Annotated in this window: 8 protein-coding genes and 1 pseudogene; 2 read left to right on the forward strand and 7 right to left on the reverse strand. The window is 70.9% G+C overall.

The window, feature by feature from the left end; translation table 11 throughout:
• Window positions 1-48: 48 nt before the first annotated feature.
• The 3 genes from ABZV42_RS30310 to ABZV42_RS30320 all read right to left on the reverse strand — a co-directional run bounded on the left by ABZV42_RS30310 (window position 49) and on the right by ABZV42_RS30320 (window position 5,019).
• Window positions 49-1,422 (reverse strand): aromatic ring-hydroxylating dioxygenase subunit alpha, encoded by a 1,374-nt coding sequence (locus ABZV42_RS30310; RefSeq protein WP_356054574.1) that lies wholly within the window; start codon window positions 1,420-1,422, stop codon window positions 49-51.
• Between the two features lie 291 nt (window positions 1,423-1,713).
• Entirely contained in the window at window positions 1,714-3,219 is a 1,506-nt protein-coding gene (locus ABZV42_RS30315) for a cryptochrome/photolyase family protein (RefSeq protein WP_356054576.1), read from the reverse strand.
• Window positions 3,220-3,246: 27 nt separating this feature from the next.
• Window positions 3,247-5,019, reverse strand: a complete 1,773-nt coding sequence (locus ABZV42_RS30320; protein WP_356054578.1) for a SpoIIE family protein phosphatase — start codon at window positions 5,017-5,019, stop codon at window positions 3,247-3,249.
• Window positions 5,020-5,384: 365 nt separating this feature from the next.
• On the opposite strand from ABZV42_RS30320, the gene ABZV42_RS30325 reads away from it, so the two are divergent.
• Window positions 5,385-6,470 (forward strand): protein kinase family protein, encoded by a 1,086-nt coding sequence (locus ABZV42_RS30325; RefSeq protein WP_356054592.1) that lies wholly within the window; start codon window positions 5,385-5,387, stop codon window positions 6,468-6,470.
• A 137-nt stretch (window positions 6,471-6,607) separates the two neighbouring features.
• On the opposite strand, the gene ABZV42_RS30330 is transcribed toward ABZV42_RS30325, so the two are convergent.
• Window positions 6,608-7,942 carry a PepSY-associated TM helix domain-containing protein gene (locus ABZV42_RS30330; protein WP_356054581.1) on the reverse strand — a complete coding sequence of 445 codons (1,335 nt, stop codon included), beginning with the start codon at window positions 7,940-7,942 and terminating at the stop codon, window positions 6,608-6,610.
• Window positions 7,943-8,546: 604 nt separating this feature from the next.
• Between ABZV42_RS30330 and ABZV42_RS30335 the strand changes: the two genes are divergently transcribed.
• Window positions 8,547-9,401 carry an RNA polymerase sigma factor SigF gene (locus ABZV42_RS30335; RefSeq protein WP_356054584.1) on the forward strand — a complete coding sequence of 285 codons (855 nt, stop codon included), beginning with the start codon at window positions 8,547-8,549 and terminating at the stop codon, window positions 9,399-9,401.
• A gap of 253 nt (window positions 9,402-9,654) precedes the next feature.
• Here ABZV42_RS30335 and ABZV42_RS30340 read toward each other — a convergent pair whose 3' ends face one another.
• The 3 genes and pseudogenes from ABZV42_RS30340 to ABZV42_RS30350 all read right to left on the reverse strand — a co-directional run.
• Window positions 9,655-10,227: a DUF2231 domain-containing protein gene (locus ABZV42_RS30340; protein WP_356054586.1), complete on the reverse strand. Its 573-nt coding sequence runs from the start codon at window positions 10,225-10,227 to the stop codon at window positions 9,655-9,657.
• 171 nt (window positions 10,228-10,398) lie between these two features.
• Window positions 10,399-11,289, reverse strand: a complete 891-nt coding sequence (locus tag ABZV42_RS30345) for a glycoside hydrolase family 19 protein (RefSeq protein ID WP_356054588.1) — start codon at window positions 11,287-11,289, stop codon at window positions 10,399-10,401.
• A gap of 299 nt (window positions 11,290-11,588) precedes the next feature.
• Window positions 11,589-12,146 (reverse strand): annotated as a pseudogene (locus ABZV42_RS30350) (DUF3626 domain-containing protein); the annotation flags it as partial.
• Between the last annotated feature and the right edge of the window lie 161 nt (window positions 12,147-12,307).

A 12,307-nucleotide genomic window follows, 5' to 3' on the forward strand; every position in this document is an offset into this window, starting at 1 on the left:
AACCGGCGCCTTCGGGGGCGTGGCTTCGCGTCCGGCAGGCCGACGGGACTACTCGGACCTGCTGGCGCCCTCCACGGCCGGGCCGGCGGACTGCGCCGGCCCGCCAGGGCCCGTAGCGTCGCCAGGGCCCGTAGCGTCGGCGAAGCCCGTGCCGTCGCCGAGGTCCGTGGCCTCGGCATGGTCGGTCACGCCGGCGTGGTCCGTCGCAACGGCGTCGCCCGTGACGGCGGCCGTGTGGTGGGCCGGGGAGGCCATCGCGCAGGGCGCGCATCCGGACGCCTGTTCCGGACGCAGCGGCACGCCGTTGGAACGCAGGACATCGCGGAGATCGAGGATGAGCGGGAACACCTCGTGGTTGTGATCCTCGCCCTGCTCGTCCCAGGCACGCTGCTCCGCCTCGACCGCCGTCCGGTCCTGGGCGAAGACCCGCTCGGTGAAACGGCGGATGAGCGGCCAGGCGAGATGCAGCGTCCCGGGCACCGACGGCTTCGCGATCGTGAGCAGGCCGTAGGCGTGATTGATCCGCTGCTCCGCGTCCTCGGGCACATAGGCGGCCCAGAGCGAGAACACCGGAAGCTCGCTGCCCTCGGGGACGTCCCTGAGCGTCTGGTACGGATACTCGGTGCGGATCGTGATGACGTCGGGCCGGTCCTGGCCGCCGAACCCCTCCGCGGACAGCAGTCCCGCACCCCGGTCCTTGCGGCCCCCGGCCGGGACGAAGAGGTAACGGGCCTCCACGTGCCGTGGACCGGCGTCGTACCCCAGCAGTTCCGGCCGGATCCTGCCGAGCACGCTCCGATGCAGGAACTGATGGTTCATGTCGAGCAGGTTCTCGTGCATGAACGAGTAGTGGCACCGCACGGTGCGGGAGAACGTCATGGTGCGGTGGGTGGCGGAGTGGTACTCGGGCAGGAACGGGAACGGCGCGTCCTCGGCGAGCGCCGGGTCACCCGGGAACACGAAGACCAGTCCGTAGGCCTCCCGGACCGGGTACGAGCGCACCCCGCGCGGCGGCCGCTCGCAGCCCTTGGGCAGGTACGGGATCTGCGAGATGCGTCCGTCGCCCCGATAGGCCCACGCGTGGTAGCAGCAGCGCAGGACGTCACCCTCGACCACACCCATGCTCAGCGGCACCTGACGGTGTGCGCAGCGGTCCTCCAGCGCGTGGACGACACCGCTGCGCCCGCGGTACAGCACGATCCGCTCACCTGCGAAGACGGCCGCGAACGTCCGGTTGCGCCGCACCTTCCGCGAGGTCGCCACGGGATACCAGTGATCGGGGGCGATGCCGACCCGGCGCAGGTCGGAGACCGTACCGGGCAGGGCCGCCGGACGGCTGTCCGAGTGCCGCGGCCCCGAGGACTCCGGGCGGGAGACGGAGTGCTGGTCAGGTCCGGGGCGGTCGTGCCGGGCCTCGGTCATGTGCGGTGCTCCCTTGCACTCGGGGCGCGAGTACGCGTCGTGCGGCAGCGGGGAGACCGCGCGGCGGGCTCACGGTTCCGGGCCCCGACGCGGCGCCCCCCGTCCAGGAAACCCACCCCGCGGCAGTAGGCGGTTCAGCTCCGCGTGGCGGGCTCCACCTTCCAACCGTCACCGCGGGCGCGACAGCCGTCAACCGCGGGAGTGCGTTGGTGTTACGCCGCAGGGTCCGGCCGGCGTTCCGGATATCGGTACCCGGACTCGGCCAGGACGTCCGGGCCCACCCCGCTCGCGTCACGGCGGCGAGTCCCCGAGCTCCGACTCCCGGCACAGCAGTTCGTCCAGGTCAGCGAGCCGGTCGAGCCCCCGGACGGCCTGTGCCATGCGGTGGTTGCCGGCCAGCCGCTCGCGGTGACGGTGCAGGAAGGCCCAGTATCCGGTGGTGTACGGACAGGCCCGATCCCCCGAGCGTTCCGTGGGCCGGTAGGCGCAGCCCTTGCACAGATCGCTCATACGGTTCACGTAGGAGCCGCCCGAGGTGTACGGCTTCGTGGTCATCCGCCCGCCGTCCGCGTACTGGGACATCCCGACGACGTTGGGCAGCATCACCCAGTCGTAGCCGTCGACGAAGCAGCGGTGGAACCAGTCCGTCACCGCCGCGGGGTCCCAGCCATGTTGCAGCGCGTAACTGCCGAGCAGCATCAGCCGGGGGATGTGGTGCGTCCATCCGGTGTCGCGGACCTGTGCCAGCGCGGTGGCCAGGCAGCGCGCTTCCACGGCGTCGGCGTCCAGATCCAGGAACCAGTCAGGGAGCGGCGCGTGGTGCCGTAGGGCGTTGCTGTGCCGGTAGTCGTCGCCGAAGTGCCAGTAGAGCTGCCATACGTACTCACGCCATCCGGCGATCTGCCGGACGAACCCCTCCACGCTGTTGAGCGGCGCCCGGCCGGCTCTCCAGGCCTCTTCGGCGAGCTCGACGCATTCGAGGGGGTGCAGCAGACCGAGGTTCAGGGACGACGACAGGAGGCTGTGGCTCATCACCGGATCGGCCGCCAGCATCGCGTCCTCGTACGGGCCGAAGCCGGCCAGCCGGTGCTCGACGAACCGTCGCAGCGCGGTCAGCGCCTCGCGGCGTGAGGCCGGGAACCGGCGCGGGCCGTCCCGTCCGACGAACCGCACCAGGCCGTCGCGTTCCCACCGGTCAAGGTCGTGCCGCACCTCCGCGTCGATGTCGTCCTCACGCGGCCGGTACGGTGACGGCGCGCCCAGGGTGCTCGCCCCCTCGGGCGGGCGTTCGCGGTTGTCGTGATCGAGGTTCCAGCGCCCGCCCGCGGGAGCGTCGGCGTCCATCAGCAGACCGTGCTCCCGCCGTACCCAGTGGTAGAAGTCCTCCTGTCGCAGCCGACGGCCACCGCGGTCGTCGGCCCAGGCACGGAAGTCGGCCGGCGGCACGAGGAACCCGCGGGCGGGCAGCACCGTGACCCTGTCGAGCGAGCGGACCAGACGCAGGGCCGCGTGGGAGGTGGGGTGGTGCACCGTCACGGCGTCGTCGCCGACCGCTTCGCGCAGCCCCTCGCGATAGGTCTCGCTGCGGACATGACGGACGCGTCCGCCGAGCTCGGCCGCGCGGTGCCGCATCGCGGAGAGGACGAGATGGGCCTTCGCGCGGTGGAAACGCCAGCGGCGGAACACGGAGAGGGCCTCGACGAGGACCACCGGCGCGTCACGGTCCGGCCCTTCCGCGCCGGGGGTGAGGAAATGGGGTCCGAGCTGGTCCCCGAAGAGCCAGTGGGCAGTGGTCATGTGCGCGGGGCCTGGCTTTCGTCGTTCTCAGGCGGCGGGGACGCGCAGGGCGAGCAGGGCGATGTCGTCCTTGGCGTCGGGGCCGGCGATCCGGTCCGTGATCTCGTTCAGCAGGACTTCCAAGGGGCGCCCGTCGTGCGCGGCCAGCATGCGGCCCGTCGCGTCGATGGCCAGGTCCATGTCGACCTCGGGGCGTTCGACCAACCCGTCGGTGTAGAACAGGACCACGCTGCCGGGCGGCAGGAACAGTCGGTTCTCCCTGCGCGGCCGCGTGTTCAGACCGGGGAAGAGCATGATGTCGTGCCGGGTCAGCCGGTCGACGCCGCCGTCGGGCCGTACGACGAGCGGGGGCGGGTGTCCGGCGTTCGTCCAGGTCAGATCCCAGCTGCCCTTGCGGTCCGAACCGCAGGGGCGCAGATGGGCGTGGACGAGGGTGCCACTCGCGTCGAGATGCAGGGCGGAGTTGGCGTGCTCCAGCGCGCTGACCGCACGCGCGGGCCCGCCGCCCGCGTGGTCGAGATCGGCCTGGCGGAGCATGCTGCGTACCTGCCCCATCAGGGTGGCCGCCCTCATGTCGTGGCCGGTGATGTCACCGACCGACAGGGCCAGCACGGCCGGGGCGCTGGAGTCCTCGCCGCCATGGGCCGCGCTGGGCAGCATATAGGCGTCGTACCAGTCGCCACCGACCAGATCCGTCCGCGCGGCGGCCCGGTACAGTGCCGCCAGATCCAGATGCGGTACCGAGGGCACATCGGTGAGCAGGGCCTCCTGCATCTCCCGGGCCGCGTCGATACGGTTGTCCAGGAACAGCGCCCGTTCCACCGCCCGTGCGGTGTACCCGGCCAACGACGCCAGCACCGCCTGCTCCACGATGTCGATCTCGTGCGGGTGGTTCCAGCCCAGCACCAGTGTGCCGAGCGGGAGAACCGTGCCCGGCAGCGGCACGCACACCGCGGTCCGCAGCCCCAGAGCCGTGAACGTCTCGGCCGCCTCCGGCGAGTAGTCGCGCTCCAGCTGCGCCGTGTCCGTGACCGTGATCGTCCGGTTCTCCCGGGCCGCCCGCGCGGTCGGCCAGGCGGCGTCGAGTGTGTAGCTCTCGTAGGTGCGTTCCATCGGGGTGCTGCCCATCACGTCGACCATGCGCCGCAGCCGCTTCGTGGTGGTGCCCTCCACCAGAACCAGTCCTACGTACGCGGGCTTGAGGTCGCTGCCGACGAGTTCCCGCACCTGCTCCCGGACGTCCGACAGGCCGGTGGTGTCGGCCAGCGCGTCCGCGGCCCGCAGCAGCAGCTGGGAACGCCCCAGTGCGGCGCGGTGCCGTCTGGTCACGTCGTCCGCCTCGGCCCGCGCCGTCGCCTCGGCGGCGCGGGCCTGCTCGTGGTGGAGCGAGACGATCCGCAGCCGCAGCTCCGCGCCGCATGCCGCCGTCAGGTCCTCGAGCAGCTCCAGCTCGCGTGCGGTCCACTCCCGCGGACGGGTGTCGATCGCGCACAGCGACCCCAGTACGTGTCCTGCCCCGTCGGTCAGCGGCATCCCCGCGTAGGCGATGACCCCGAGGTCGGGGATGGCCGGGTTCGCGCAGGTCAGGGGATCTTGGCGGGCATCGGCCAGGACGAGCGGCCGGCCGGTGGTCACGACGTGCCGGCACAGCGAGTGGGTCAACGGTGTCTGGCGGGACTGTGCCCAGGGCTCGGCGAGCCCCACCATGCCCGGGAACACCTGGCGTGAGGGCTCCACCAGCGACACCAGTGCCATGGGCACACCGACCACGTTGGCCACGAGCCGGGCGAACCGGTCCATTCCCGCGTCCGCCGCGGCCGAAAGCCCCGTCTCGCGCAAAGCCGTCAGCCGCCCCCCGGCAACGGCCTCAGACGGCTCTCCCGCCCTTGTCACAGTTCGCTCCCGAAGCACTCTCGCTGACCCCGCTAACACTTGTCGGACGGCAACGATAGACCTCCTGCTCCCGGTCTTCCGCTCCCGGTACGTCTCTTCCCTCGGCCGGGAGGGGCAATCGCCGCCGGAATCCGTCCAGTATCGCCGTCGGCGGTGTTGGGCAGGCCGGCGCCACGAGGAGGGTGTGATCGTCGCGGCGGTCGCCGCGGATAGGCTCGACCGTGTCCGTCGGGATCGCCGAGGCCCTGGTCCTGGGCACCGAGGAGCCGTCGATGTGTACTCCGGAACCGCGGCGTCATGCCGCGCGGCTCGCCGGCTACGGGAGGGTGGCCACGCGTCTTTCCCTGCTGAGCGACCGCAGGCTCGGCGAGATCGTGGCCGGTGCCGCGCCGCTCGGGTCCGGCATCGGCGGCAGGTCGGCGGAGCTGGAGGTCGACGGCACGCGTGTGTTCGTCAAGAAGGTCCCCCTGACGGACATCGAGATACGGCCCGAGAACGCGCGGTCGACGGCGAACCTCTTCGGGCTGCCGATGTTCTACCAGTACGGGGTGGGGTCGGCGGGGTTCGGGGCCTGGCGCGAGCTGGCCGCGCACGTCATGACCACCAACTGGGTTCTCGGGAACGAGTACGAGGGCTTTCCGCTGATGTACCACTGGCGCGTCCTGCCCGACTCGCCTCCCGAGGGTTTCACCGACGCGTTCGGCGGCATCGACGGGGCGGTCGAGCACTGGGAGGGCTCATCGGCCGTACGGGAGCGGCTGGAGGCCATCGGCCGGTCCTCGGCCGCCCTGGTTCTCTTCCTGGAACACGTCCCGGGGACACTCGCCGACTGGCTGCACGAGCACCGCACCACCGCGCCGGAGGACGGTCACGGCGCGCCGTATGTCTGGGCGGAACAGGCTCTGGCGCGGGGCACCGCCTTCATGAGCTCGCGCGGATTCGTGCATTTCGACGCCCACTTCGCCAATGTCCTCACCGACGGCCGGCAGCTGTACTTCGCGGACTTCGGGCTCGCGCTGAGCTCCGGCTTCGAACTCACGGCCGCCGAGGCGGAGTTCCTCTCCGCCCACCGCCTCTACGACCGTTGCCACACCGCACGTCATCTGCTGCGCCATCACCTGCCCGCAGGACCGCCCGGTGACGGCGAGTACGAGGTCTTCCTGCGCGATTGGATCGCAGGACACCGTCCCGACGGCGTACCGCACGAGATCGCCGGGATCATCGACCGGAATTCCCGGGCTGCCGTGACCATGGGTGAATTCGCCCGTCGTCTGCTCACCGAGACCAAGCGAACGCCGTATCCGGCCGCCGAGTTCGAGAGAGCCTGGGACAACGCCGCGGCCGTGGGGGCCTCCTGAGGCCGCACGGCAATGCATCTTCCCGGCGGGCAACTCGGCTGTGGGCGGGGCCGCTTGGTGTCGCGGCCCCGCCAAGTGCCGCCCCCGGAAAGGGGTGTGGGCTCAGCCTGTGGAGCCACGCTCGGCCGCGGGCGGAGTCACCGTCCGGCGGCGCCGCAGGGCACCCACGAGGAGGTCGGCGGCCAGGAACGCCGCGAGCGGTACGCCGAAGAGGGGGAGCGCCCAGCCGAGCGCGATGACGGCCACGACGCCGGCGGCCAGGGCGCCGTACCGAATTCCGCGCCAGGCGCGCCGCGGGCCGGCGGGGTGCCGAGAAGGGCGCGGCGGTCGGCGCGGGTGGGGCGGCGCTGCCACCACATGCGGTAGCCCCAGACGGTCATGCAGGTCAGACCGATGGCCAGCACCGCCAGCAGAATCTGGTTGGCCAGGCCGAACAGCGTGCCCATGTGCGCGTTGATGCCCCAGCGTGTCAGCTTGGCCAGGACCGGCCAGTCGGCGAAGTCCACCCGGTCGACCACCTTGCCGGCGGAGGCGTCGACGGCGACGCTGTCGCGTCCGACCGGCCAGAGATTGCGGGTCTGCGACACGGTCCAGGCGGTGGCGCCGTCCTGTGGCACGCTGATGGCCACGGGGCCCGACAGACCGTCGCGCCGGGCCGCCCCGAGGACTCCGTCGATCGCCTTCGGGTCCACACCCCGTGCGGTGGGGGAGCCCGTTCCCCCGCCGTGGTGGTGGGTGCCCCGCTCGTCGGCCGTCGCGCCGGGCAGCGCGGTGGACACCCCGGGTGTCCCGGAACGCAGCGCGTCCAGCGCTTCTCCGAAGTGACCGCCCGCGAAACGTGACCAGGTCAGACCGGTCGCGGAGAGGGCCAGCAGGCCGACCGCGAGCCACACGCCCGTCGCCGCGTGCAGGCCGCGTGTGCGGCGTACGCCCTTCCCGGCGGCGAGGTCGGGCAGCAGCAGACGTCGTGCGCGCCGGTCGCGACGCTGTCGCCGCCACCACAGGAGCAGGCCGCCGAGGACGAGGACCCACAGCCAGCTCGCCGCGATCTCCGAGTAGTAACGGCCGGTGGTGCCCAGGTGCAGGTTGCGGTGCAGGTCGTCCAGCCACGTCTTCAGAGGCGTGGAGCCGTACCAGGTGGTCAGTTGTCCGGTGATCTCGCCGGTGTACGGATCGACGTAGACGGTTTGGGCCCGCTCGCCCTGTTCGGGCAGCGCGAAGTCGACCTGCGTCGTGGCCTCCCCGGTTCCCGGGCGGACGGCGAGCAGCGCGCCCGTCGGGTGACCGGCCCGCGCGGCGGCCACCTGTTCGGCCAGGGGCAGGGAGGCGCCGGCCGGGTGGGCGACGGTGAGTTCCTTGTCGTAGACGAACGAGTCCAGTTGCGGGGTGAAGGTGTACAGCAGACCGGTCACCGCCGCGACGAGCAGGAACGGCGCCACCAGAACTCCGGCGTAGAAATGCAGGCGTGCCATCAACGGCCCGAAACCTGTGCGCCGTTGATGCGATCCGAGTGTCACAGCGGCGCTGCCCGCGCCCACGTCCACGCCGCTTGCCGCGACTACGTCACTTCCCTCGGGTACGCCGTTTCCCTCGGCCGGTTCGCTTCCCTCGGGTGTGTCGGCGGCCTCCTCGCCTGGAGCGGGCAGGTCGGGGGCATCGGAGTTGACGGACATCGTCGGACTCACCTCGTTCTGTGTCGACTGCGTTCGACCCCGCTCCCCGGTCCCGGGCGGCGGGCGTCCGGCCGGCGAGCGAGGTGCGGCGTCCTTCGACGGCTCGCTCGCGGCCGTGTGGTGAAGCAGTCGGACGGGTGAGCCGTCCAGTTCCCGTGGTGATCCAGAATCCGAGCGAAAGGTGCCGGGGCTCCGTCACGCTCCACGATCAGTCGCCGCCCCGGAGTCACAATGTCCCGTTACGCGTTTATCGCCCTGAGGGTCGGGGACTCAAGGAACAGTGCTTCGGATAAAAGGCACGTCCGTGAGAGCGTCCGCTCCAGTGCACGGGTGTGTCCCGAAATTGTGTGCGCCCCCATGGTGTTTCTGTCCAGTCAGCAACCCCTGAGGGAGCTGTCAGCACATGACCTGCACCGCTGCCACGCAACGCCGCCGCCACGACGACGCTCCCGATACCGACGCCGCCTTCTCGCACCTCGCGGGACTCTCCGACGGGCCCGAACGCCAGGCGCTGCGCGAGGAGATCGTCGAAGCCTGGATGCCGATGGCGGAGCGAATCGCCGGCAAGTACCGGGGCCGGGGTGAATCCGTCGAGGATCTGACCCAGGTCGCCGCCCTGGGCCTGGTGAAGTCCGTGGACCGGTACGACCCGAGCCGGGGCAACGCCTTCGAGAGCTATGCCGTGCCGACCATCGTCGGTGAGATCAAGCGCCACTTCCGTGACCACATGTGGGCCGTGCACGTGCCCCGCCGGGTCCAGGAGGCGCGCAACAGGGTCCGCGGCGCCGTGAAGGACCTGGCCCCGACGAACTCCGACCGGCAGCCCGGCGTCGCCGAGATAGCGGAGTACGCGCAGCTGAGCGAGGACGACGTACGCGCGGGCCTGGGGGCCCTGGACAGTTTCGCCACCCTGTCACTGGACGCCCGGCTCACCGACGGTGACGACGGATACTCCCTGGCTGACGCGCTGGGTGAGGCCGACGCCGGGTTCGACCTCGTCGTGGACCGGGAGGCCCTGAAGCCCGCTCTGGCCAGACTGCCCGAGCGCGAGCAGGCGATCCTCTACCTGCGGTTCTTCCGTGACATGACTCAGAGCTGTATCGCGGAGCAGCTGGGTGTCTCGCAGATGCACGTGTCGCGCCTGCTCAGCAGCTGCTGCGCGTCGCTGCGCGAGGAGATTCTGGCGGACGCGGACGCGGACGCGGACGCGGACTCGGATGCAGACGCGGCCGGGGCTGGTGATTCCTCCCGTACGTGACCGTCACACCGTCACCACGGGAGTCCCGCCCGGGCGACGCGGGCGGAGGTGCGCCCGAGGGCGTCGGTGCCGCGTAGAGGGCGAGAACAGGGGAGCCCGCTCGCCGTGGCGGCCGCGTACATCGTCTCCGCGTGACTCTTCGGCACGGCGGTCTCGGTGACCGCGTGATGACTCCAGGACCCGCCGTGCGGCTTGGACGAACATACGCTTGGTCGGCAGGGCGGGCCGATCGGCCCGCCCCAGGGAGATACGGCTACGCCGGCCAGGCTCCCACTGCCCGCTGGTAGGCCACGTGTCCGCCCAGTGCTCCGGTGACGCCGACCGCCGCCAGGCCGCCCAGCGACCACAGCCTTCCCTTCGCCCCGTGGTGGCGGAGCCGTGCCGTGAGGGAAGCGGCGAAGAACACCACCGCGACGACGTTCGTGACGGCGTGGGCCAGCCCGACGCGCGCCTGCTCGGGCGGCAGATCAGCCCAGTCGACCCACCCGCTGACCGCCGCCGGGACGACCCCGGCCAGTCCGACGGCTGTCAGGGTCGTCGCCGCGCGCTGCCCCGCCGGCATCACGTCCATGACGGCGGCCGACAGCCAGCAGCCGATCGGAACCTGAACGAGGACGGGGTGCACGGGATGGCCCAGCGGCCTGCCGCGCAGCAGATCGCGGGCCGTGCCCAGCGGCAGCGAGCGGATTCCCCGCTGAAGCGTTCGGATCACCGGGTCCGCCGCCGACGACCGTTCGACACGGGAGAGACCGGCCAGCCATCGAGCCGAGGCGGCTTCCGGAACCGTTGTCGTCTCGGGGTGGATGCCGGAATCGTATTTATTCATGTCAAACGACTACCCGGTGCGAGGGCACTCTCCCACCCGCCGGCCGTGTGGCGCGGGGGCGTGCCCGCCCCCGCGCTCGTTGCTACGGGTGGCGGGTCTGCTCGGCGCAAGTGGGAGGCGCGCCGCGGTGGCGGCGCGCCTCCGGCGTCAGGAGCCGTTGGTTCGGGTTGTTCAGCAGTAGAGGTTGGCTCCCGGCGTGACGCCGAGGATCGAGGTGAAGCGCTGGTACGAATCGACTCGGCTCTGCACCTGTGCCGGGTTCTTGCCGTCGCACTCCAGCGAGCCGTTGATGCTGCGGATCGTCTGGCCGAATCCGGCGCTGTTGACCATCGCGTTGTGGGGGGTCATGGTGCCGGGGCCCGACTGGGTGTTCCAGTACCAGAGGCCGGTCTTCCAGGCGACGGCCGCGTCGGTCTGGACGAGGTTGGGGTTGCCCAGCAGATCGATGCCGAGGGCGTCACCGGCGGCCTTGTAGTTGAAGTTCCAGCTGAGCTGGATCGGCCCGCGCCCGTAGTACGCCGACTGGCCGGCCGGGCAGCCGTAGGGCTGGCTCCAGTCGCAGTAGTGCGAATAGTTGGCGGTGTTCTGCTCCACCACGTAGACCAGGCCGCCGGTCTCGTGGTTGACGTTGGCGAGGAACGCCGCCGCCTCCTGCTTCTTGACAGTGTCGTTCCCGCTGTTGGCGAAGCCGGGGTATGAACTCAGCGCGGCCTTCAGGCCGTTGTAGGTGTAGAACGAATTCCGGTTCGGGAACATCTGGTTGAACTGCGCCTCGCTCACGACGAAGCCGCCAGAGGGATCGGTCGAGCCGCCGTCACAGGCGTACGGGTCCCAGAACCAGGTGCTGATGGTGGGGTCGTACCCCGGGTTGTCGTGCTCTGCGATGTAGGCCTTCCCGTCCGTGTACCGGACGATGTTGCCGGTGACGTAGGACTTGCCGGCCACCCAGTTCGGGTAGCTCGAACAGGAGGCGGCGGAAGCGTTCGTGGCCGGCAGCAGCACCGGTGCGGCGGCTCCGATCAGCAGCGCGGCCAGGACGGAAGACATGCGGCGTTGTGACACGGGATCAGTCCTTCACGGAGCAGGCCGCAATGGAGGCGAGGCGGAGCCTCGCGTGTTCGCCGGCGAGGGGGCCGTGCACTCCGGGGCGACCGTGGTGGGGGGTGTGGGGCCACACTCAACCGCTTTGGTCTGTACCAGTCAAGGTGTAGACCAATCAGGGGCCGACGGCGGTGGCGCAAAAGTGCCGCGTACCGGAAGGCGTCCAACCGCTTTGCGTGCCTGGGCAGTTGGCCTGACAGGCGAACACGGGGCTCTCGCGGACGGCGGCCTCCGCTGAAGAGAAAATTGCTCGATCGAGCCTATGGCCGCCAGGAACAGCGGGCGCCGAGATCCCCGAACCGGGCAAGACAGTGCCAGACCTTCTTGAGATCCTGGAGTTCATACCGGCCCGTGCGCGCGGCGTCTCCGATGATCCTGGGGGTGAGCTCGGCGTCGACGGCGACCTCGGTCCCCAGATCCACGTACTCCCGGCCGCGATAGTGCGGATGGCGCCGCAGTTCGGCCACATCGAGCCGGAAGCCGGGATGCCATTCGACGGGGCACGGCAGGTGTCGCGCCGCGTCGTGGACCCCGGTCCCGCGATAGCTCGGATCCAGAACCAGGGCCTCCACGTCGCGGTCGAATCTGACGGCCCCGTGGATCTGCGCCTCGACGTGGTTGTCCAGGGCGTCCGTGTCCGTCGCCTCGGCGCGGCCGACGAGGGAACATCGGTCGGCGATGCCGAAGGCGGACGGTTCGGCGGAACTGTCCGGGTAGCAGAACGTGGCTCGGGCGAGCGTCTCGGATGTGAGCCTGAAGTAGGAGGACCCGAAACGCGGCGCGCCCCCTGTCGTGGCGCGGTGGTGGTTCAACGCACCTTGACATCCTCGCCCACCTAAAGGAGGGCGATTCCCGCCTGCCGCGCTGTTGTCGGGCGCGGCTTCGGGTGGGTTCCTGTTTCATCGCGCTGCGCCGGGACGAGTCCCGGTCTTACCCGCGCTCCGCAGGCTGACACCGCCAGTCCGGCGGCCTTGGCGAC

Source organism: Streptomyces sp. NPDC005281 (assembly GCF_040607495.1).
Lineage (GTDB): Bacteria > Actinomycetota > Actinomycetes > Streptomycetales > Streptomycetaceae > Streptomyces.